The organism is Microcoleus sp. AS-A8, assembly GCA_039962225.1.
GTDB lineage: Bacteria > Cyanobacteriota > Cyanobacteriia > Cyanobacteriales > Coleofasciculaceae > Allocoleopsis.
On the sequence record JAMPKV010000007.1, the window covers coordinates 15,365 to 37,127 of the forward strand.

18 protein-coding genes and 1 tRNA gene are annotated in these 21,763 nt (G+C 46.5%); 7 read left to right on the forward strand and 12 right to left on the reverse strand.

The genetic code is table 11. The features are described 5' to 3' along the window. Window positions 1-265 precede the first annotated feature (265 nt). On the forward strand, window positions 266-1,663 hold the full coding sequence (locus NDI48_12475) for a TldD/PmbA family protein (protein ID MEP0832020.1): 1,398 nt from the start codon (window positions 266-268) through the stop codon (window positions 1,661-1,663). Window positions 1,664-2,029: 366 nt separating this feature from the next. Here the strand turns inward: NDI48_12475 and NDI48_12480 are convergent, their stop codons facing one another. The 6 genes from NDI48_12480 to NDI48_12505 form a co-directional block, all read right to left on the reverse strand. Next, window positions 2,030-2,815: an ABC transporter ATP-binding protein gene (locus tag NDI48_12480; GenBank protein MEP0832021.1), complete on the reverse strand. Its 786-nt coding sequence runs from the start codon at window positions 2,813-2,815 to the stop codon at window positions 2,030-2,032. Window positions 2,816-2,858: 43 nt separating this feature from the next. Further along, on the reverse strand, window positions 2,859-3,920 hold the full coding sequence (locus NDI48_12485) for an ABC transporter substrate-binding protein (protein MEP0832022.1): 1,062 nt from the start codon (window positions 3,918-3,920) through the stop codon (window positions 2,859-2,861). Between the two features lie 260 nt (window positions 3,921-4,180). Beyond that, on the reverse strand, window positions 4,181-4,381 hold the full coding sequence (locus NDI48_12490) for a hypothetical protein (protein ID MEP0832023.1): 201 nt from the start codon (window positions 4,379-4,381) through the stop codon (window positions 4,181-4,183). Between the two features lie 201 nt (window positions 4,382-4,582). Continuing rightward, the gene (locus NDI48_12495) at window positions 4,583-4,828 is read right to left on the reverse strand and encodes a DUF4278 domain-containing protein (GenBank protein MEP0832024.1); all 246 of its coding nucleotides are present in this window, start codon (window positions 4,826-4,828) and stop codon (window positions 4,583-4,585) included. A gap of 248 nt (window positions 4,829-5,076) precedes the next feature. Then, complete coding sequence (locus NDI48_12500; GenBank protein ID MEP0832025.1) at window positions 5,077-5,997, reverse strand: response regulator; 921 nt, start codon at window positions 5,995-5,997, stop codon at window positions 5,077-5,079. After that, window positions 5,994-10,301 (reverse strand): PAS domain S-box protein, encoded by a 4,308-nt coding sequence (locus NDI48_12505; protein ID MEP0832026.1) that lies wholly within the window; start codon window positions 10,299-10,301, stop codon window positions 5,994-5,996. Before NDI48_12505 ends, NDI48_12500 begins: the two co-directional genes overlap by 4 nt. 236 nt (window positions 10,302-10,537) lie before the next feature. Between NDI48_12505 and NDI48_12510 the strand changes: the two genes are divergently transcribed. Continuing rightward, on the forward strand, window positions 10,538-12,925 hold the full coding sequence (locus NDI48_12510) for an NACHT domain-containing NTPase (GenBank protein MEP0832027.1): 2,388 nt from the start codon (window positions 10,538-10,540) through the stop codon (window positions 12,923-12,925). Between the two features lie 92 nt (window positions 12,926-13,017). Here the strand turns inward: NDI48_12510 and NDI48_12515 are convergent, their stop codons facing one another. Next, window positions 13,018-14,199 carry a DNA cytosine methyltransferase gene (locus tag NDI48_12515; GenBank protein MEP0832028.1) on the reverse strand — a complete coding sequence of 394 codons (1,182 nt, stop codon included), beginning with the start codon at window positions 14,197-14,199 and terminating at the stop codon, window positions 13,018-13,020. Between the two features lie 200 nt (window positions 14,200-14,399). Between NDI48_12515 and NDI48_12520 the strand changes: the two genes are divergently transcribed. Further along, a complete protein-coding gene (locus NDI48_12520; protein MEP0832029.1) occupies window positions 14,400-14,897 on the forward strand; it encodes an ureidoglycolate lyase in 498 nt (165 codons plus the stop codon). 57 nt (window positions 14,898-14,954) lie between these two features. On the opposite strand, the gene NDI48_12525 is transcribed toward NDI48_12520, so the two are convergent. Next, window positions 14,955-15,611, reverse strand: coding sequence for a hypothetical protein (locus NDI48_12525; GenBank protein MEP0832030.1), 657 nt, complete (start codon window positions 15,609-15,611; stop codon window positions 14,955-14,957). A 337-nt stretch (window positions 15,612-15,948) separates the two neighbouring features. Here NDI48_12525 and NDI48_12530 point away from each other — a divergent pair, with 337 nt between their 5' ends. Further along, entirely contained in the window at window positions 15,949-16,137 is a 189-nt protein-coding gene (locus NDI48_12530; protein MEP0832031.1) for a DUF4089 domain-containing protein, read from the forward strand. A gap of 248 nt (window positions 16,138-16,385) precedes the next feature. After that, entirely contained in the window at window positions 16,386-16,772 is a 387-nt protein-coding gene (locus tag NDI48_12535) for a response regulator (GenBank protein ID MEP0832032.1), read from the forward strand. Window positions 16,773-16,804: 32 nt separating this feature from the next. On the opposite strand, the gene NDI48_12540 is transcribed toward NDI48_12535, so the two are convergent. Then, window positions 16,805-16,877: transfer RNA gene (locus tag NDI48_12540), tRNA-Ala, on the reverse strand. A 167-nt stretch (window positions 16,878-17,044) separates the two neighbouring features. On the opposite strand from NDI48_12540, the gene NDI48_12545 reads away from it, so the two are divergent. Both NDI48_12545 and NDI48_12550 read left to right on the forward strand, forming a co-directional pair. After that, on the forward strand, window positions 17,045-17,953 hold the full coding sequence (locus tag NDI48_12545; GenBank protein MEP0832033.1) for a rhodanese-related sulfurtransferase: 909 nt from the start codon (window positions 17,045-17,047) through the stop codon (window positions 17,951-17,953). Between the two features lie 16 nt (window positions 17,954-17,969). Then, the gene (locus tag NDI48_12550) at window positions 17,970-18,380 is read left to right on the forward strand and encodes an ester cyclase (GenBank protein ID MEP0832034.1); all 411 of its coding nucleotides are present in this window, start codon (window positions 17,970-17,972) and stop codon (window positions 18,378-18,380) included. Window positions 18,381-18,398: 18 nt separating this feature from the next. Here NDI48_12550 and NDI48_12555 read toward each other — a convergent pair whose 3' ends face one another. The 3 genes from NDI48_12555 to NDI48_12565 form a co-directional block, all read right to left on the reverse strand. After that, window positions 18,399-19,187: an EcsC family protein gene (locus NDI48_12555; protein MEP0832035.1), complete on the reverse strand. Its 789-nt coding sequence runs from the start codon at window positions 19,185-19,187 to the stop codon at window positions 18,399-18,401. A 253-nt stretch (window positions 19,188-19,440) separates the two neighbouring features. Continuing rightward, entirely contained in the window at window positions 19,441-19,638 is a 198-nt protein-coding gene (locus NDI48_12560) for a hypothetical protein (GenBank protein MEP0832036.1), read from the reverse strand. A 2-nt stretch (window positions 19,639-19,640) separates the two neighbouring features. Beyond that, a complete protein-coding gene (locus NDI48_12565; GenBank protein ID MEP0832037.1) occupies window positions 19,641-20,924 on the reverse strand; it encodes a DUF4231 domain-containing protein in 1,284 nt (427 codons plus the stop codon). Between the last annotated feature and the right edge of the window lie 839 nt (window positions 20,925-21,763).

Consider the following 21,763-nt stretch of genomic DNA (forward strand, 5'->3'; position numbering starts at 1 on the left):
GTTTTGAAAAAATGTCCTGAATCCAAAAAAATTGAATACTTCATGCTGGAGAAATAGGCAAGAAGATAGATAAGACAAAAAATAAAGAAAGAACTCAGAAAACTATCTAGAGTTTGGATGAATCTTGGTAATCAAAGCATTCGCCGACAAGCCGGGATTCGGAAAGAGCTGTAAATGGGTATCAAGAAACAAACGTTGTCAACTGTGGCGCTCAAAGCCCGACTCATTGCACAATAAAGGCAGTTCCTTGAGCGGATTAACTCTTATGTCGACTGTACTCGCTGATGCCAAAAATCTGCTGTCTGACCTGATGGTTCGCTATGGCTCCCGCGTGGATTACTTAGCGATTCGTCTTGAGGAATCAGAAGGAACCAGTATTTTGTTGCGGGGTGACAAGATAGAAACCCTGAGTGAGGGTTTAGCCATGGGTGGGCAGGTACGGGCTTGTTATAAAGGGGGCTGGGGATTTGCCAGTTTTAACCAGCTTTCGACGCTAATCGAGCGAGTTGAAGAAGCGATCGCGGCAGCCCGAATTGTTGGGGATGAGGAAACCATACTCGCTCCCGTTAAGCCCGTGGAGGCGATTTGCCAACTGCCCCTGATTGGCACGAACCCCCGCCATGTTCCGATCGCTCACAAAAAACAATTGTGCGATCGCTACAACGACATCCTCAAAAGCATTGACCCCCGAATCACCAGCACCTCTGTGCGCTATGGTGATAGTACCCAGCGAGTGATTATTGCCACGTCCGAAGGCACTTTGATCGAGCAATCCTGGGCGGATATGGAAATGCGTTTCTCTGCTACCGCCCGGAACGGTGAAATTGTGCAAACGGGACGGGAAACCACCGGCTCTCGCAAGGCTTACGAAGACCTAAGCAATCTTGACGAACAGGTACGAAATGCTGCTCAACGCGCCGTAACCGCCCTCTCCCTGCCTCCAGTCAAGGGAGGTGCCTATACAGTCGTGATTGACCCAATTCTCACAGGTTTGTTTGTTCACGAAGCCTTCGGGCACCTTTCCGAAGCCGATATGGCCTACGAAAACCCTGACTTATTAGAAGTGATGAGCATGGGGCGTCGATTTGGCCCGGAAGAGTTACAAATCTTTGATGGTGCAGCACCGCCGGGACATCGGGGTAGCTATTTCTACGATGATGAAGGCACCCCCGCCACCACCACTCAGCTTATTAAAGATGGCATTTTAGTGGGGCGTCTCCACTCACGGGAAACTGCTGGCAAGTTAGAAGAGAGTCCGACCGGTAACGCCCGTTGCCTCAACTACCACTATCCCCCCATCGTCCGCATGACCAATACCTGGATTGAGCGGGGAGAAACGCCAGTACAGGACTTATTCAACGGGATTAAAGAGGGGGTTTATGCCCGCAACTGGACGGGTGGCATGACGAATGGCGAAATGTTCACCTTCAGCGCTGGGGAAGCGTGGATGATTCGCAACGGCAAGATGGCTGAACCCGTGCGGGATGTTACGCTTTCGGGTAATGTCTTCAAAACTTTAGAAGATATTGAAGGGGTTGGGGATGACTTCTACTGGGATGAATCCGGCGGTTGTGGTAAGGGAGGACAAAGCGGTTTACCGGTAGGTTGTGGCGGGCCGAGTTTGCGGATTCGCGATGTGGTTGTTGGCGGCGAAGCGGCTTAAGCTGATGTGGCTTCAGGTTTCATCAGACTTGCAGAAATACTCAGAATCCCTCCCCGTTTCGGGGAGGGATTCAAATTGATTTGATCTGTTCATACCAAATTGCATTCAAACAGATAACTCTCTCTTTCTCTTACCTCAGCGTACTCAGTGCCTCTGTGGTACGTTAAATTCTACCTTATACCAAATCCGTTTTGATGACCCCCAAATTGTTTAACTGCTAATTGGTAATTGGTAATTGGTTGGGAGTTCTCATTACCCATTACCCATTACCGATTACCCATTACAGAAGGATTAAAGGGGTGTACGTGCCGGATTTAGTATTAGACAGCAACTCGGTATCACGTCCTACAGCACACCTGCGCTTTCTCAAGGAACACTCGTCATCGCTGCCATCAAACGCGCAGAGACTTCACGGCAATACTCATTACACAAGCGAGAGGTGCGAAATTCCTCATTGCGAGGATAAGAAGCGTCAATGGTAATATCCGCTACCACTCGCCCTGGACGAGGAGCCATCACAATCACGCGATTCGACAAGTACACCGCTTCGTAGATATTGTGAGTGACAAACACAACCGTCCAGCGTTTTTGCTGCCATAGATTCAGTAAATCGCTGTTCAATTTACTGCGAGTCATCTCATCGAGTGCACCGAACGGCTCATCCATCAGCATGATATCTGGCTTCGTCACCAGTGCCCTCGCGATGGATACCCGCATTTTCATGCCGCCGGATAACTCGCGAGGATAGCTGTGTTCAAATCCCGCCAAATCTACTAAGTTAATTGCCTCTTGCACGGCGGCACGGGACTGATGTTTCGCGACACCCGCTAATTTCAAAGGCAGACGCACATTCTCAACCACATTCGCCCAAGGCATCAACGCCGCTTCTTGAAACACGAAAGCCAGTTCGGGTTTTTGTGTACCTTTCCCCAGTTGAATGTGACCAGAACTAATTTTGCCTAACCCTGCAATCAGCCGTAGTACCGTACTTTTACCACATCCTGATGACCCAACCAAACTCACAAATTCACCTTCGCCGATGCTCAGGTTCATGTCTTGTAAGGCTAGAGTTCCATTGGAGTAAAGCTTGTTGACCTGATCAAGGGCGATCGCGCAGCGCTGCGTGGCATAATTCGCAGGGTGAGAGTTCATAGCTTGAGGCAGTGGGTAGGGAAATCTCAGGAATAGACAATTCTCAATTTTTGTAAGCTGCAACACCCTGATTGACAAATTTCAGACTAAACGCATTTTGAGCCTTGGTATCTGACTTAAACATGCCGCCCTTTGCCATCGTATCGAACAAGGACTGCCAGCGAGCTTCTGTCATTGCTCCAATTCCCAATTTTTCAGCGTCTCCAGAGGTAAGAATGCCATACTCTTTCAACTTTTGCAGCCCATAAGCGAGTTGTTCATCCGTCATTTCTGGGTTATCTTTCTTAATCAGCTCATTCCCAGGCGCAGGATTTTCTAAATAGCTGTACCAACCTTTAATTGAAGCATCGACAAACCGCTGTACCAAATCTGGATTTTTCTCAACGAGTTCTCGTTTGGCTTCAATAGTCGTGGCGTAAGGAGTGTAACCGTAATCCGCCAACAGAAACACAACCGGCTCAAACCCGGCTTGCTTGCTAATGATTCGGGGTTCAGAAGTGAGGTAACCCTGTTGAGCAGAAGTCTTATCCGCCAGGAAGGGACCCGGATTAAAATTATAAGGACGCTTTTGATCATCAGTAAAGCCATACTTGCCCTTGAGGAAAGGCCAATAAGTCGTATTCGCCGCTGCCGAAACAAAAATTGGTTTACCTTTGAGGTCTTCTAAGGTTTTGACGCCTGTATTCGGATGAGCAATCAGTACCACGGGGTCTTTTTGGAAGATAGCCGCTACAGTAACTTTAGGAATTCCTGCTTCTACAGCTTTGATGGCATCCGCGCCATACCCCATGAATAAATCTACAGCACCCCCCATGAGTAACTGAGTACCATTAACCTGAGGCCCTCCAGTTTTAATCGTGACATCTAAACCATGTTTTTGATATATTCCTGTGGCAATGGCTTGGTAGAAGCCGCCATGTTCGGCTTGAGCATACCAGTTAGTGCCATAAGTCACTTTATCGAGTTTGTCACGAGAAGCTGGGGAAGTCTGCGGTGAGGGAGCTTGATTGCTAATATTAGTACAAGCAGCAACAATTCCCGACCCAAGTGTCAGGGAACTGTATTGGAGAAACTGGCGGCGATTAATTCGATAAATTTTACTCATAACCTTACATGAATCTAACCCTGAAAATATCAGGAACACTTGTTAGAATCAAGGCTCAGTAAACCATAATTTTAGGCTTATATTCTGCTGAATAGAGGAAGTATCCTTTTATTTAAATCTTTTATAAAAATACTCGCGGTGCCAACTTCATGCCACCGAATCTGATATCCCAGAAAAGTCTACAGCCATCCCTATCCTGCTCTGATCAAGATGGCTGTAGCGCTCACCCCTAGGATCTGCCTGTTTGCACTGGGTTAAAATTACATCCCTGCCTGGATTTGAAATCTCCAATTTAAGGTACGCGGCGGACAGTACATGGGGATGTATTGAGATGTAGAAGTAGGCTGAAAACTTTCACCCGTCATTTGCCTGCGCCAATTTAAGGCATTCGGCTGACGATAGGCTGGGATAGGACGAGGAGTGTAGTTAATAGCGTATCCCCGGTAAATTAATTGCATCATCTGAACCTCTAGATTTAATTATTGTGATTAATTAAAAACTTGCGGTAATTTAGGGGTGTAATGAAGCGCTCACATTCCAGGTTGCCAGGAAATCGCCTACTATCCCTTGGGGAAAAATCGGTTTTATTTTGTACTGTAAACAGGATTCATTCGCTCATTCTGTCACCTTGCATGACCTGCTCAAATCTGATCTAAATCTTTTTAGAAAGAGCCTGCGGTGTTGGGTTCGGTAACAGGAATTCCCCTGGGTTGGCTAGCCTGCTTACGCTTAGGAGAAACACCTCGATAATACAGGTTGTACATGGCTTTAACCGCTAGCCCCTTCTTCGGTTCCACATGAGTGTGTCTCCAAGGCAAGCCCCGATATTTGCCACCTACTTCACCCTCAAAGATTTCGGCAGGAATAGGGTCATAGTCGTAGAATACGCCGCGATAGCACAGTTGCATAGCCTTCAAGTCCTCTGTTGTTCAATCTTGTTCGGCTGTCTATATTTCTAGTATTAGAGTCTGATGTTTGCGATCGCGTTCAACTTCTGTTCAACTTGTGTATAAGCTATTTACACTTCGTTACATTTTGGGAGACATCTCTCATCTGGAATCTGCATGAGCAAAACGAGCCTACGAGTGTCTACGGACGAACAGATCAAGCTCTCACGGCATCGAGGGTTGGAGTTGTTAGCCAGAACCTGAGACTCTCATTTATCGCGGTAGCCAAGTGTGAGCGCTATCAGATTTGCCACATCAACCAAAACATCTACCATTTCCCCTTGCCAATCCCTAGAGTCCGAGTCAGCCGCTTCTAGCAGTCCCCACCACTCTCCTCGGACAAAAACGGGTACCATCAGCACAGCCTTCATCCTTACCTGCTTCAGACGCTGGACAACAGTAGCAGATACTTCTGGCTGCTGGATATCCGAAATAGCGACAATCCTCCCAGCCTCAAACTCTTGAGCATATTCCATCTCCCAACCCGACTCTTGACCAGAGGGTTGAAACCGAGAAGTTCCGTTCTCGGAGAGAGACTTTACCGCCAAATTTCCATTTTTGTGATATAATGCAAGACTATCTACATCTAAAAACTCTCGAATTTCATTGACACAGGGGTTGAGAATTTCCTCCAAAGTCAGAACCTGAGCCAGACGTTGAGTAAGGCTTCGGAATAATATCTCCCGCTGGAGCTGCCTTTGCAACGCCTCGGTGACTTGTTGAACTTGGGTGAGCGACCGATTCGCTTCCAAAAGACGGGCAACACGCTGACGCAGCACGGCCCAATGGATGGGTTTCGTGACATAATCCGTCGCACCAGCCGCAAAAGCCTGATCGACCGACTCTTGATCGTCAAGTACCGTAATCATCAGTACAGGCGTGTACTCCGCCGTGGGAAGAGTACGCAATTGGCTACAGCAGGTAAAGCCATCCATCACCGGCATCACGGCATCGAGCAACACAATATCCGGTGTGAGGCGTGCAAATTGAGCCAAGCAGTTCTCTCCATTATTCGCTTCTGCCACTTGATATCCTTCTTCTTCCATCGCAAAGCGAAGCAGCGTTCTGAGGGAGCGGTCATCATCAACGACCAGAACCAGGGAAGAATCTGGGTGAGATGGAAGGTTCATGCAGAAATTTGCTTATATTCCAATTGCAAAGCCACTTTTACTTTCTCATACTCTGCCTCTACCTGCGCTAACCACTCCGGCCCACCCGTAGTGGTACCAGCACGCCCGATCATTTCTAACTCTTTGCAGAGATGGGAGAGATTCATTGCGCCCAGATTGGCACTACTGGAACGGAGGCTATGGGCGGACTGGCGCAAGGATTGAGCATCCCCAGCCGCCACAGCATCCCGGATGTCTTGCAGCTGTTGAGGAGCCTCTTCTCGGTAATGTTCGATGATTTGGCGTAAGAGCGTGGCGGCTTTAGTACCCGCCATCTGCCGCAGGGAGTTGAGTACCCGGCGATCGAGTACGGGTGGAGCATCAACATTCACAGGAACTACCCAGCGTTCCTGTGTGGGCGGCTTTCTGGGCTCACAGACTGCCGACTGGCACAACTGTAAGGCTCGAATCAGCTCCTGCTCTTGGATGGGTTTACTGATATAGTCATCCATCCCAGCTTCAAGGCACTTCTGGCGATCGCCCGCCATGGCATAAGCCGTCATGGCAATAATTCGGGGACGCGGGGATTTTGCAGGAGTGGTTAATACATCTGTTTGAGTAACTCGTGATTCTTTGCCAGCATCCTCTATCATTAGGTCGGCAGTCCATTCTTGGCAGATCAGACGGGTAGCCGTCAATCCATCCATTTGGGGCATTTCCACATCCATCAATACCACGTCATAGGGCTGACGACGCAAGGTTTCGAGGACTTCTCGACCATTACTGACCACATCGGCTTGATATCCCAACTGTTTCAAGGTGAGTAGGGCAACCTGCTGGTTTACACGATTATCCTCCGCCAGTAGAATCCGTAACGGCATCAATTGTGAGGGTTGAGGGATCTGGGGGGTTAGTTCAGGGAGTAAGCGATCGCCTAAAGGGCGCTGCCAAATGCTATCGCCCAGATCACGAAAGCGGGTGAAGGGATAACCAGGGGCAACGATGGTGAAATAGAACGTAGACCCTGAGGATGTTGGAGGCAGAGAGAACTTGTCAAATTCAACTGTATCTAAGCCCTGCTCATTTCCCAGGCGATTGCCCAAGGGGCAGTAGCGTTCCCGGATCGTCTCGTAGAGAAGCCGATCACGATTTTTCCAGCCCAAATCGTCAGGCGGATTTCCAGCACACACCCCCTGACTTTCAACCCACATCCGACCCCCCATCAGTTCGCACAACCGTTGGCTAATCGCCAAACCTAACCCTGTACCTCCATAACGTCGGCTGGTTGAAGCATCCACTTGGCTAAACGGCTTAAACAGGCGATTCATTTGCTCTGGGGAAATGCCGATGCCTGTATCTTGGACGGCAAACTGGATCTCATAAAGCCTGGGGAATGGGGGATGGGGGCTTAAGACTAAGTTCGATGGTTCGTTATTTCCCAATGCCTGGGCGGTGACTGAAACCTTGACTTGACCCGCATCCGTGAATTTGACAGCATTACTCAGGAGATTCAGTAGGATTTGGTGCAACCGGGTCACATCTCCCACCAGAGTGAGCGGAGTTTGTGCATCAATTTGGTAAGTCAAATCTAAGCGTTGATCAACGGCCTTCGGAGTCAGCAGATTCACCGCCGCCTCAATACAAGAAAGCAGCTCGAACGGTTGATCCTCCCACTCCAGCTTACCGGACTCGATTTTAGAAAGGTCTAAAATATCGTTAATAATCCGCAGTAAAGCATCGCTGCTGCTGCTGATTGTTCGCGCAAATTCTTGTTGGTCTTCTGTGAGTGAACTATTGAGCAGCAGATTCTTCATGCCAATAATCCCGTTCATCGGTGTGCGGATTTCATGGCTCATCATCGCCAGAAATTCACTTTTGGCTTGGTTGGCGACTTCTGCTGCCTGCTTGGCCTGCTCTAGTGCTACATTTTGTTCAGCCAGTTGCTCACGCTGCTGCTTTTCTTGTTCTAAAAGGCAAGCTTGGGCAAGGGCAATTCCCACCTGATCGGCTACGGCTTCGAGCAGCTCGATTTCATCCTCACTCCAGCAGCGGGTAGCGTCACACTGGTGTACATTAATCACACCGTTTGGTTGACCCTGATAGGAGGTGCGAACCGTTAACAAGGATGGCACACCTAGGCGATGAAACAGGCGGAGAAAGGGTTGCAACAATTGATGATCATCGACATGAGTAACGGGGATTGCTCGGTCTTGAGCCAATATCTCCTCTAGGTAAGGATTGCCATTTACTGCAAGCTCTAATAAATCGAGGAGTGATGTATGCTTTCCCGCTAAATACTCCGCCACACAGACTAAGCGAGAGGGTTGCATCGCCTCATATCTAAACAATAAACAGCGATTGACGCGCAGTGCCCGTCCCACTTGCATGGCTGTCGTCTGTAAAATTTGTTGAGTATCTAAACTTTGGCGAATTTCCTGGGTAATTTGTTTGAGCAGTAACGCACGATGGAACTGTTGTTGCAAGGCATCGGCGGCTTGTTGCCGTTCAATTTCACCCCCAATCCAGCGCGCCATCAGCTTCAACAATTCCCGTTCCACCGCTTTGAAGTTGCGGTTGCGTTTGCGACAACTCCAAAAGCCGAGGGTGCCGTAAACCTGACCGGCGACAGTCACTGGGATACGCAGATAAGCCTCCATCGTCGCGATGGACTGTGCTGGATCGGCGTACCATTGAGCCGCCACAGCCGACTCCAGGTTCACCAACCCTGCGGCTTGCCAAATCTGCTGGCAATTGTTCGGCTTCCAATCAAAAACGCCTCCTTTGGCAAGTATGGGTGTGGGCAAAGCTGGGTTGGAGGTGGAGAGACAAGCGTGATGGTGTCCAGGCTGATTCCCTACTGCTAAATCAGTGGTTATAGCCTTGGGCACCGCTGCAAAAGCAGCGATGGCTTGATAACAATTTTCGTCTAAGCGTCCCAAAAGCCCAATATCAAGGCCAAACCATCCACATCCAAGTTCTAATAACCTCTGGAGGCGTTGGTCAAAGGTCAAGTCTTGAGCGGCTGTCACTTCATACAACGCTCGAATGCAGGCTTCACTGTAGCGCAGCTCTTGCTCGGCTTGCTTGCGCCGAGTAATGTCAAACCCAGCACAGACAGCGGCTTGGCCTTGCAGGTACTTTTGGGCAACAATTAGATAATGGGAAGGAACACCATCGACTTGCCAGTCTAATTCCAGTGAGGCTTCTGACTCCGAACTCGCAAAAAATTCACGCAAGAACTCGCTAACTTGTGAACCGGGCTGGAGAAAGCCTATGGGTTTACCCACAAAAAATTCTGGGGGTTGGTTGAAGCTTTTAGCTAAATAGCGATTAACGCCCAGGTAGTTCAAATCGGAACTAATCCAACTAATACTCCCAGGTACGGCATCCAAAACGGCTCGTAGCTGGTCTCTGGCCTGCCGCAACTCCTTTTCTATCTGTTGGCGACGGGATATATCCCGAATGGCCACGACCCGCACGAGGCGATTGTGGTAAGGAATCAGTTTGGCTTGAATTTCAACGGGAAATTTAGAGCCGTCTTTGCTCAAACCAACGACTTCGTAAGGTTCTACATAAGCGGCCTGAATCTGCTTCAAGGCGATATCTCGCGATTCGGGAGCCAGCAGTTCAAAGCCACTCATCCCAATCAGCTCATCGGTTTCGTATCCAAACGTGTGAGCGATCGCTTGGTTCGCGTCGATAATCATGCCGTGATCATGGATTAAAATTCCTTCATAAGTGGCTTCTGATAGACGACGGAACCGTTCCTCGCTCTCCTGCAAAGACTGTTCAAATTGCTGGCGCTGTGTAATATCAGTAATGAAGCCTTCGATGGCTAGCACTTCCCCTTGGGGAGAAAACACTCCACATCCCTGTTCCCAAACCCACTTTTCTTCGCCTGTCGCGGTGATCATGCGGTAGGTCAATTGGAAGGGTCGGGACTCTTGCAAGGCGGCTTGAATCTCGTTCCATACCCAGTTGCCATCATCTAGATGGATGAGTTGCCCGTAGGAGACTGTTCGGTTCCCCATCAAGTCGGTGGGGTGATAGCCTGTCAGTGGATAGCAGCCCTCACTGACAAATTCTATTGTCCAATTGCAGTCGTTCTTACATCGGTAGACCATGCCCGGTAGGTTGCTCATTAGGGTCACTAATGTGCGCTGGCTCTCCCGTAGGGACTCCTCGGCTTGTTGGCACTCTTGGAGATTGTGTGAACAAACGTTCTGACTCTCTTGAGGGGAGGCTTTTTTGCCCCTGCCCCAGAAATAGCCAACGAGCAAGCCTGTTGTTGCTGCACTGATGATCTGGAAAACAATGTCCCACATGATTTAAGCCGTTTTCCCAAGTCTTTTAATAAGAATTTTTTCAGAAAACTATTTTTTCAATTTCTCTTCTTATCCTTTCATTTTCCCCTTTGGGAAAAGTTAAAGAAATGTGACTAATGAATCGTGATCAACACAGAGAGATAGGACACAATTTTGGATATAGTTGTTAAGGGACTCCCAGAAAAATGTAGCGATACATACCATAATTGACCCAAAAGTGGAAACAATTGTGACCAATGGTAAAGCGATCGCTCCGAGCATCTACAGTAGGCATTGAGCAGGCCAAAAAAGCCTTCCAGCGTAAAGGATGGACGCAAGAGTATCTCGCGGGTGAAGTGGGGTTAGAGACGCGCCAGTCGGTTTGGAAGTTCTTCAAAGGTCAGCCAATTGAGCGCCATATTTTTATCGATATCTGTTTGAGCCTGGATCTGGATTGGCAAGAGATTGCCGACTTACAGTTGGACTCAGCACCACCCGCTCAAAAGATAGCACCGATTGTACAGAAATTAACGGTGGAATCTGATGTGGATGCATTAGTGGCACAGGTGCGATCGCTCCTCGATTCCCCCATTCTCGCCCAGTGTGGTACCTTGCGGTTACTCGATATCGCTTACTCCATACCACTAGATGACATTTATGTCAATGTCAGCATTCTCGAACAACTGAGCTGTCAACAATGGCTAGAGGTGTCTGACTTACAATCAGCGACAGTCAACCCGTTTGACCGCTTAGGCTTGACTCAATCGAGACAGAAGAAAGTTCCAGCGCTGGATACAAGCAGCTTGGCGGATGCCCAAAGGATAATCTCGACTTACCCCAAACTGATGGTGATGGGCAAGCCGGGAGCCGGGAAAACAACCTTTTTACAAAAAGTCGCACTTCAGTGCATTCGAGGGGAGTTACCTTTACCTAGAATTCCTATTTTTATTCAACTGAGAAACTTAGCGGAGGAAACGCTAGGTAACAATATCACGACTGGGGATGATTTTAGTTTATTAGATTATATTAATCAAAAATTAAATGATTTTGGTATTTCGGTACAGCATGTAGAAACCTTGCTCAAACACGGCAAGGTGTTAATCTTGCTGGATGGGTTAGACGAAGTCCGAGCCGATCATATCGATACGCTGCTCAAACAAATCACTAAATTCTCTGAAACCTATTATCAAAATTCGTTTATTATCACCTGTCGTTTTGCCGCTCAACCGTATCGTTTTCCTGGCTTTACTTATGTTGAGCTTGCCGATTTTGACCAAACTCAAATCGAAGCCTTTGCCAAAAAATGGTTTAGGACAGCAACGTCTAAACCGAACGAAGAGAAAGGTTTAAATCTAGCCACTCAGTTTATTGACAAACTAAAACTACCAGAAAACCAACCAATTCGAGAATTGGCGAGAACACCAATTTTACTGAATTTAACCGTAAGTGTATTTCAGGCTAAGGCAGATTTCCCCAAAAAACGCTCCAAGCTCTATGAAGCGGGATTAGATATTTTATTGGTGCGCTGGGATGAAGCGCGAGGCATTCAACGAGATGAAATTTATCGAAATTTGTCGTTACCTCACAAAATTAAACTCTTGAGCCATATTGCGGCTACGACGTTTGAAGAAGGAAATTACTTCTTTGAACAAACTGAAATTGAGCAACACATTGCTGACTATCTAACAACTTTACCAGAAGCCAATATAGACCCAGAAACGCTACGCCTGAATAGCGAGGGTGTATTGAAAGCGATTGAAGCACAACATGGTTTATTAGTAGAACGAGCGTTAGGGGTTTACTCATTCTCTCATTTGACATTTCAAGAGTATTTAACCGCCAGAAACATTGTCGCTAGTCCGGATACGGCAACACTCAGGGAAGCGTTGCAACGGTTGAGTACTCACATCCGGGAACCCCAGTGGCGGGAAGTTTTTTTACTAACCGCTGGATTGTTGAGGAATGCAGAACTCTTGCTCAAGCTAATGAAGCAGCAAATTGATAGATTGGTGGCAGAAGATTGTCAGTTGCAGGAATTCTTGGCGGGTATTAGTCAAAAATGCTATTTGCTGCAAACCCCTTACAAACCAGCGGCAGTACGTGCCTTTTACTTTACTCTGTTTTTAGACCGTGATTTGGGATTGGCGGTGGCGCTGGATCGGAACCTCGCTCGCGATTTGACACCGGAGTTAGCTTTGGATTTAGAGTTAGCGCGTGCTTTCTCTTTAGTGCAGAGTCTGACACACAATCCTGAGATTCAACAAATTTTGGCGCTGGGTTTTGCTTTAAACTTGGAGAGACTTTTGGAAAGAGAATCTGAGTTAGGAGGGAAAGAAAAGCGAGCGCTATTGAGCCAATGTTTCCAGCAGCTCAAAGAGCAATTACCTGATTTAGGAAAAGGTCGCGATTACTCGCTCCAATGGTGGAAGGCTTATGGTCAGGTGTGGGCAGAGCAATTTCATTCTATGCTTATAGAGTATCGCCACATTGGTCACGGTTGGCAGTTAACAGCTTTGCAACTACAATTACTCAAGCAGTATTACCAAGCCAATCAGTTATTGGTGGATTGTCTTAATAGTGACTGTCGATATAGTTCTACCATGCGAACCGATATTGAGGCGACTTTATTAAAATATGAAGGATGAAGGATGAAATTTAGTATATTTTTAAATATTAATTGATTAGCTTTAGTTGGGTTAACGTAAAAGTAAACGCTTCTTGTAGTTATTTGTATTGTTTATATCAAGGAATGACAAGATAAATAATAAGACATCTGCCATTCAGTTGTCTCCAGAAAGTCAATGATGGTTAAGGCAATCGCCTTCGAGGCTAGATAAGGAACACCATTGCCAATCGTCTTAAACATATTACTTAAAGATAGATGAGCGGGCAAAACAAAGTCTTTCGGTAAAGATTGTATGGCTAGCGCTTCTGCAACTGAAAGTCTACGGGCTTTATAGGGATGTAAATGAACTTCATTGTTTCCATAACAAGCCGTAGGGGAATAACGCCATCGGTGCAGACGCTTGTATGATTTTTTAGAATCATCTCCCTCATCCACAGACTCAAATCGCTTGAGCCCAGCTCTAGGTGTAAAACAATGTTGAGCATTAGGATGGTTGAGGACATCATTTTTTTGAAACCAGTACTCAACGGTTAATTCTTGAGGAATATGCTCAGGGCAAGGAATGATAGAATTTTCTTGAAATAAGTTAGTCGTAGGCCAAGGGTAAGAAAAAACTTTATTTTTAGGATATATGACATACTTATCCCAAGGAAAACAGTCAAATAATAAATTATGTTTATTTGTAAACTTTATTCCTAAGTCTTGAATCACATTATTCCGAAATCCAATCAGAATAATCCTATCTCTATTTTGAGGTAGCCCATATTCTAAGGAATTAATTAGGCGCTCTGTTAAAATATAACCTGCCTCGCTCAGTTGGCCTTTAAGCTGCTCAAAAAAACTACGATGTTTTTGGGTACTCCATAAGCCTTTGACATTCTCAAACAAGAAAAAATCAGGCTGATGCTGACAAATTAATTGAATGTAGGAGGCGGAAAGCTTGCCGTTATCTCCTTCTTGCCCTCGGTTTTTTCCACCTATAGAAAAATCGGGACAGGGAGGGCCGCCGATAAATCCAACAAGCTCATTGCTCCAACGACAATCTTTGATTAAATCCCCCAGACGGAGTGCTGTTTCTCCCCTAGTTAGGTTAATGATATCTGCTTCTTGTCCTTCATGGTATCCATATCTAGGTGCAGGTAGGTTAAGACATTGCCTAGAGTAGCGATAGGCTGCCAAGAAAGGGGAGTGAATTTCGCTTACATAAGCTATGTTAAAACCACTGAATTCAAATCCTAAATCAAGAAAACCAGCTCCAGAGAAAAAGGAAAAAATACTGATGTTTTGAGCCATGCGACAGTGTTTCTACAACAAGCTGCATTATTCTACAAATTATTGCCATTAATTGTACAGTGAATGTTTCAGCGATAGCCGTCATACACCTGCCAATGGCGATGAGATTTTCCCTGTATTCAACGTTTAGTCTGGTGAGTTATCCTCTTTGTAAGGCCATATTCAGAAGATAATAAACTGTAACTAACAGAGGTCAACCCATGAGTACAGCCAAGACCATTCAACAGTTACCTGCCGAATGGATTACGCCAGAAAGATTCCGACCTTATGGTCAAGTCATTTTTGCTAGTCAAGATGGCAAATCTTACGATGCTGATGATGCTCAGTTAAACCTCCAGAATGGAACACCTCGATTCTATATTATGCGCCTGCATCACAAAGGCCGTAAGTTTCACAAAATTACTCGCCATATCCAATGCACTCAATGTTTAGGTTCTCTGGAAGGAAAAGACTGGTTAATTGCAGTTGCCCCGCCGAATCCTGAAGCTGACAAACCAGCCTTAGGAGATATCGTCGCATTCCACCTTCCCGGCAATTGCTTTATCAAGTTAGAGATGGGGACTTGGCACGCAGGCCCCTATTTTAATCATGATTTTGTTGATTTCTACAATCTAGAACTCAATAATACTAATGTTGTCGACCATTTTACACATGATTTTCTCAAAAGCCATCAGCTACAATTTGAGATTCAAGTATGAAGAATGAAGTCAGAGAGAAAATGTTTTTGATTCTTCAGACTTCATTCTTCATCGTAGTTAATTCTTGGCTTGTAATTCTCTTAGAAGGATGCTGGCTCTAGGAGCAAATCCATCTCCGTAATCGGCGGGGAAATGCTCGGTAACGCGAAAAGCTTTACCCTTATATTCGCCAATATAGACAGTTCCCATAATGCTTTTATTGCCTTGCTTTTGATCGAAATCAATTCTTTCTTTAGCCCAGCGATAGGGAACATTTTGAGTGCGGCGCTTCACCGTCCATTTATTGGTTTCCATCAAACCACGTTTTCCAACAACTGATCTTCTCATCCCTTCTAGGTTTGGAGACTTAGCTGGAAAGAAAAAGTGCACGTAAGCTGACTGATATTTTTTACCACTTGCCTTGGAATAAAACCAAACACCCATACCTTCATCCGATGCCGCAGATTCAACAATAAAGTCATTTTCAGGAAAGTAAGTGGTAAAGGGAAATCCGTTTTGGTTAAAAAGCTTGACTGGAATTTGTCTCTGCGTCCATTCATCAGTGACGGTTTTCTTATTCGGTCTAGATTTTGACGCTGTACTTGAATCTATAAATGTAACTGTTGGAGTATTGGGATTGGTAGCCCTGTTTCCTTGTTTCTCGGTTTGAGATAGACAAGCCGTGGATGTACTCAAAACCAGTATGCCACTCAGTAAGTAAAGTAAGTTTCCCATGATCAGAAGTAATTCTATATTCTATGTTCACAACATAGAGCTACAAGAGCCATCAAGATTTTTCCGGTTATGTTTAATAATTTATGTATTGTTGTTGGGAATACTATTTTTAATTAAAATACGCTTCACCCAGTGGATTCACCCAACTGGGTGATTTGAAAATACAGCGTAACCACCAAAGGTTATAAACTACTAAAAGTTAACTACAAAACTATGCGATACCCGTAAAACCGAGCTATCCGCATTAGATAAATCACCTTCAGAATGATTTTCTTCCCTCATTTTTGTGGGTAGAGTAAAATTGTCACAACTCTTTGACCTAGGAAGCTAGCCATTCATGCCTGAAGAAAGCCTAAATATAGCTGACTATGTGGAGCAAACCGCTCAACTGATTGATTTACCACTTGCTCCAGAATATCGCCTCAGCGTAGTAGAGAATTTTGCCAAAATTGCTGCGATCGCAACTCTGGTGGTAGAATTTCCTCTACCTGAAGATCTTGAGAGCGCCCCAGTATTTGAACCCTGAAGTCTATCTGTTCCTCAGACTGAGTAAAAACACTGAAGCCACTGTAACTCTGCTGACAATTACGTATTTTCTCGGTAGCCAGAGCAATCGTTACCCAGTAATTTGGAGGAAGACTCCATCAAGTTAATCGTTAATGAGCCGTGAGAAACACCGTTTAGCGATTGAACTAAAGGCTACGCAGTAACTTTCCTGAAGCTGGAAGGTATTCAATAGTTTTCCAGGGTGACAGCTAAAAATTTTATTGACTTATGAACCAGAATTCCGCAAAAATCCTAGTCATTGAAGACGAAAAAGAAATTAGAGAAAATCTGGAAGACCTGCTTTCAGATAAATATGAAGTGCTTGTTGCTTCCGGCGGAAGAGAGGGGCTGGAAATAGCGTTACGAGAATTGCCAAATATTGTACTTTGTGATGTAACAATGGCGGGAGTAACGGGTCATAATGTCCTCACAGCCTTACGCTCTAATCCAACCACTGCCAACATTCCTTTTATTTTTCTGACAGCCAAAGTCTCTAAAGATGATATGCGATTGGGGATGGAACTAGGAGCCGACGATTATTTAACTAAACCTTTTACTCGAAAAGAATTGCTCAGTGCGATCACAGCTCGGCTCAAACGGTTTGAGAGGATTTAAATTAAAGTAAGTTGTAACTTGTTGTACAGAAATGGAGGTTAGCGGACTCGAACCGCTGACATCCTGCTTGCAAAGCAGGCGCTCTACCAACTGAGCTAAACCCCCATAGCCAGGAATGAACTGTTTAGTCACCTTCGTTATTGTAGCTTCTACCGATGAATTTAAAAAGGGGGTCAACCCAAAAATTTCTAAATTCATCTAAAAGTTGGCGTTTGTCAGGTTAAGTTGTAAACCAGAGCAAAACCTTGCTACACATCTAGTTGAGTGGGGAAATGACCCAAGTTGTTGCAACATTCTATAAATTCGTCAAGTTGCCGGACTTCGCACAGAAGCAAGCCCCCCTGTTGGCTTATTGCCAAGCACAGAGCATCCGAGGCACAATTTTGCTTGCCGCAGAGGGCATTAATGGCACGATCGCAGGTTCCCGTCAGGCGATTGACTCCGTATTATGCTTTTTGCGCTCCGATCCACGTCTAATTGACCTAGAACATAAAGAGTCTCATGCCGATTCTCCCCCGTTCGAGCGCCTAAAAGTGCGGTTGAAGAAAGAAATCGTCACTCTAGGATTGCCCGAAATCGATCCGAGCGATCGCGTCGGCACCTACGTCAGTCCTCAGGAGTGGAATGCGCTAATTTCCGATCCCGAAGTAACCCTAATCGACACCCGCAATGACTATGAGGTGAGTATTGGCACCTTCAAAGGAGCGCAAAATCCCAAAACGGCTTCATTCCGCCAATTTCCCGACTATGTTCGCACCCACCTTGACCCCAGCAAGCATAAAAAGGTGGCGATGTTCTGTACTGGCGGTATTCGCTGTGAAAAAGCAACATCATTAATGATGGCTCAAGGGTTCCAAGAGGTTTATCATCTCCAAGGCGGCATTCTCAAATATTTAGAAGAAGTTCCACCAGAAGAAAGCCTGTGGCAAGGAGAATGTTTTGTCTTCGATCAACGAGTCGCTGTAGAGCATGGGTTGGAGACAGGAACTCATGAGATGTGCCGCAGTTGTGGGCATCCGATTGCTGAATCCGATAAAACCTCACCCCATTATCAGGAAGGCATTTCCTGTCCCCATTGCTTTGATAGCCTCACTGAGGAGAAACGCGCACGACAGCAAGCCAGACAACGACAAATTGAGCCTCGTAGAGTAGGCTATACCCATCCTACACGACCTTCTTAATTTCTCTGAGAGGTACATGAAAACACCGAAAGAAGTCCTTCAGCTTTGGGTCGATGCACTCAACACTCGCGATGCCCAGGCCGCCGCTGCACTTTATCATGATGATGCAACTAACATTCAGGTAGCGGCTGATCACCCCGTTCAGGGAAGACAGGCAATCTTTGAGGATTTTGTAAAGTTCTTCCAGGCTTTTCCCGACAACTACACTCACATCGAAAATCTCTTTGAAGATGGAGAGTGGGCGATTATCGAGTGGTCAGGTGGGGGAACCTTTCTGGGTGAATTTGCTGGAATTCCCCCCTCCGGGAAGAGTTTTAGTTTACGGGGTTGTGGCTTTTTTCAGATTATAGAAGAAAAGATTCGTTTCCAACGGGGCTACTGGGATAAGGCTACATGGTTTGGACAAATCGGTATTCCACTCCAGTGATATCCTCTCCCGCTCACGCTAGGAGTTAGCCCCATTCCCTACTACACTCACCTCTACTGGTCTAGTAGAATTTTTCTTAGCATCATAAAATTGGCAAGCAACGTGTCCGAGGGAGTAAAGCAGAGCAGCGTTGCTCGACGCTCCAACCCCAGCACCAATGATAGGTAGGAGTTCCACAAAGCTCAGTCCACCTTTCAGGACTCCTGAGCCTCCCACGGATAACCCAAAAATAGCAAGAACCTCACCTCGCCGCGCTGGATCTTTCAGCGAAAATCCGTAGGCTGCTGCAATGCGATAGATCATCTCAGATTGGAGTGCTGTAACCGCCGCGAGTTCAATTCCAAATAGAGCGAGTGCCAAAGGAGGGACAAAGTTAGTGAGTAATCCAATGCCACCGCCTTTCAACGCCGTATCGACAATGATGCGGTGAGCAATCTGAGCGGCTGATTCTAGAGGATAGTCCTGGCGCAGCTTGTCTACCTCAGCCTGAGCCTTCTCCAGATCAACCTGACCGAGTGCAGCCATGAGTACGTTGATGCCCGGAACTTTTGCAGCATATTTAATCAGGGGATTTTCCGCGATGGGAGTAACGATTTTTCCTACCGTTTCCGTTCCCTGTTCCACGAATTGCTGAGCCGCCGGTACAACTGTCTTGCCTACAGCAGCCGTCGTATTGGCAACGTTGTCAGCCGCAACTTGGGCTACGGCAGTAGCCAATTGACGCGCTGAATTAGCCATTTGATTGGCTGTCGCCATGGCTTCACGCATGGGGTCCGTGCCTGAACGTTCTTTACCTTGTACTGCCATAGGTCTTTCTTGACTTCTACAGGGGTTATTCATTTAACCCTTACTGTAAAAGAGCAAAAACTTTATATCCTCTATCCACTGACAGTGATTGGCTGATCTGAAAGTTAGAGGCTGATATTTCATCCGGATTTGGTATCACTGGTTCGGAATAAGAAAGTAAGAACAAAGGTGAGCCATGCCCACCTTTTACCTTAGATACAGATATAGCCTGTCTGGATATCCCCCAAAAGAATGGAGCGCCACCAAAAATCCACTACCGAAGCAACAGCCGCTCAATCACGGTCATCTGGCGCTCAAGTAGACTCATCAGTCGGTCATGGTTTTCGTGCTGCTTCTCCAGAGTCATGGTAAGCTTGTCCAATCGCTCGATGAGTACTTCAGTCTCTGAGCGGGGAACTCTGTAAGAGTCTGAATAGGGTTCTGAATAGCGCTCGGAATAATCTTGTTCCATTGTTAAACCTCACTTAGAAACAGCTTTTTCTCCATCTCTCGGCGCTTCACCAACCCGGGCAGCACGCGCCCGCCTCCCTTGTTCCACAAGAGAAATCCCTCAGCCGCCCCCCGATAATCTCTAGCTTCTAGCTTGCGTCGGATGGTCATGCCTTCTGTGATCGGCTCCATTCCGCAATTGTAAGTTAAGCTAACCAACGCACTAAACTGATTTTCGTTAAGAGGAATGTGGCTGAGGATTCGCTCAACTCCCTTCTCAAACTCGGTCAGTTCTTTCCTGAGCATCTCTTCCGCTTCGGCTTCACTAATGGTCATACCGGGACGGATTCCCTTGGTGCAACCATAGCCAATCGTCCACACTCCTGCGGGACACTTGTATGAATTTAGATACAGTCCCTCACATTCCTTCAGGATTCTCATTCCCGCCGCATTCATTTTTCGCCCCGTCGGGTTCCCGTTGGTCGAGCCATTTTGAGGTTGCAGCTTGGGTTCTGGCTTGGTTTCCGCCGGTAAATCGATCACGTTCTCCCAGATGCTGAGATCCACTTTGGGCAGACCATTGCCATTCGTCTCTTTCACCACCACTGTAGACGTTACGGAGACGAGTTCGGGTTCTCCTTGAGGTGTTGATGTTACCTCTTGCGGTGGTGGAGGGGGGGCTAATTGGCGTTCTTTTTCTCTCTCTTCCAGAATCTGATTGAGCCGTTCCACGGTAATGGCAGTCGTTGTAGTCGCCATTTCTTTTGCTTCCTGCCTAGCTTGCCGTGAAGCTTCATCAGCAAGCTGTACCTGAGTGAGATATCCATCGATATCTTGCTGAATCAGCCCTTCTACGCGACCGGCAAACTCTACGTAGGCACCTGAGTGAGAGCGGTAGCGATTGTAGTGTCCGGTGAGCTGAAAATACTGCCACCCTTCTACCTTCAGACCCTCAGCCGTGTTTCGGAAGGTACGGTAACGAATATTAAAGCCAAAAAGCTCCTCAACGGCGGCGGAGATGGCAACCGCTTGAGCCATTCCGAACGCCGTCCAGGTAAACACCTCCCGGATTTTGAGTTGACCATGATTGAGAGATACAAGCGCAGGAGTGATGACCCCGCCGACAATGGTGATCAGTCTCAGCGTATAGAACCGTGTCTTCGCTTTGGCTGCGCTACTCTCTAGCCACAGGAGTTGATCTAGCCATCGGGATTTCAGGGCATCCTTGCGAAATTCGTCCAGGTCGAGGCGATCTATCATGCCCGATAGGTTACGCTTGAGGAATTGCTTATAAGACTCTTTCGCCATATAACCAAAAGTTTTTTATTGGAACACAATGCGGACTAACACAAACAAATAACTAGACAAAAAATGAATCTACGACGTAAGAATTGACCAATAGAGCGAAATCTGTAGTGGAAGAGATTGTCACCCCAATGAACTCTACTACCTATCTCATGGGTGAACCCACGTTTATTCATACAAGAATCAGGCGAGTGTCAGGTAAAAATTTAAGAGATGCACAATCTAGAAGTTTGACGTATCACAATTAGGTCTTTTTGTACAGTATTAAACGAGCTGACCTTCGAGTGATACGGGTAGCCTAGGGACACTCAGACCAATCGACTTTATAAAAATGGTTCCAGCGAACAACGGAAATCCCTGGTTCCTCCCTTGCACCCTTTTGCCCCTTCTTCCCCGGCAAAAGCTAAATTTTAATATCTACCTTTAGGGGGTTGGTAAAACTGCCACTAGAGATATTCTGTCATAGTTTTTCATGGAGGAAGATAATTAATGTTTTTTTACAAGTCTAGCGGCATCGGCAAATGGTGCACAAGAGCTGAAAACCCTTGAGCTACTGTAGTGAATAGCGGCAGAAATCCCGATGGGAGAGTGTTTGTCAACAAAAGCACCCTTGACACGAATTGTTTTCTGGGAAAACATCAGTGAACAGTCCGAGTTTTATTCTCTGTAGGAAGTATTTCGAGATTTGCGCTCGCCTTGGGCACGAGCGTACAGCCCTTCGGGCATGAAAACCGCGTAGCGTCTCGCAGAGAAGCTGATCGCCCCTTGACACTTTTCTCCTCAAAGGTCAAAACAGAGTTGTAACGCTATTTCAATGAACGCAAGGGTCACAGTTTCCCAAA

Excerpts from the sequence above, each read along its gene's own strand:
- NDI48_12555 (MEP0832035.1), bottom strand. The coding sequence starts at position 19,187 with ATGGCAGTACAAGGTAAAGAACGTTCAGGCACGGACCCCATGCGTGAA.
- NDI48_12560 (MEP0832036.1), bottom strand. The coding sequence starts at position 19,638 with ATGGAACAAGATTATTCCGAGCGCTATTCAGAACCCTATTCAGACTCT.
- NDI48_12485 (MEP0832022.1), bottom strand. The coding sequence starts at position 3,920 with ATGAGTAAAATTTATCGAATTAATCGCCGCCAGTTTCTCCAATACAGT.
- NDI48_12515 (MEP0832028.1), bottom strand. The coding sequence starts at position 14,199 with ATGGCTCAAAACATCAGTATTTTTTCCTTTTTCTCTGGAGCTGGTTTT.
- NDI48_12475 (MEP0832020.1), top strand. The coding sequence starts at position 266 with ATGTCGACTGTACTCGCTGATGCCAAAAATCTGCTGTCTGACCTGATG.
- NDI48_12500 (MEP0832025.1), bottom strand. The coding sequence starts at position 5,997 with ATGAACCTTCCATCTCACCCAGATTCTTCCCTGGTTCTGGTCGTTGAT.
- NDI48_12525 (MEP0832030.1), bottom strand. The coding sequence starts at position 15,611 with ATGGGAAACTTACTTTACTTACTGAGTGGCATACTGGTTTTGAGTACA.
- NDI48_12510 (MEP0832027.1), top strand. The coding sequence starts at position 10,538 with ATGGTAAAGCGATCGCTCCGAGCATCTACAGTAGGCATTGAGCAGGCC.
- NDI48_12530 (MEP0832031.1), top strand. The coding sequence starts at position 15,949 with ATGCCTGAAGAAAGCCTAAATATAGCTGACTATGTGGAGCAAACCGCT.
- NDI48_12550 (MEP0832034.1), top strand. The coding sequence starts at position 17,970 with ATGAAAACACCGAAAGAAGTCCTTCAGCTTTGGGTCGATGCACTCAAC.
- NDI48_12505 (MEP0832026.1), bottom strand. The coding sequence starts at position 10,301 with ATGTGGGACATTGTTTTCCAGATCATCAGTGCAGCAACAACAGGCTTG.
- NDI48_12495 (MEP0832024.1), bottom strand. The coding sequence starts at position 4,828 with ATGCAACTGTGCTATCGCGGCGTATTCTACGACTATGACCCTATTCCT.
- NDI48_12565 (MEP0832037.1), bottom strand. The coding sequence starts at position 20,924 with ATGGCGAAAGAGTCTTATAAGCAATTCCTCAAGCGTAACCTATCGGGC.
- NDI48_12535 (MEP0832032.1), top strand. The coding sequence starts at position 16,386 with ATGAACCAGAATTCCGCAAAAATCCTAGTCATTGAAGACGAAAAAGAA.
- NDI48_12480 (MEP0832021.1), bottom strand. The coding sequence starts at position 2,815 with ATGAACTCTCACCCTGCGAATTATGCCACGCAGCGCTGCGCGATCGCC.
- NDI48_12545 (MEP0832033.1), top strand. The coding sequence starts at position 17,045 with ATGACCCAAGTTGTTGCAACATTCTATAAATTCGTCAAGTTGCCGGAC.
- NDI48_12520 (MEP0832029.1), top strand. The coding sequence starts at position 14,400 with ATGAGTACAGCCAAGACCATTCAACAGTTACCTGCCGAATGGATTACG.
- NDI48_12490 (MEP0832023.1), bottom strand. The coding sequence starts at position 4,381 with ATGATGCAATTAATTTACCGGGGATACGCTATTAACTACACTCCTCGT.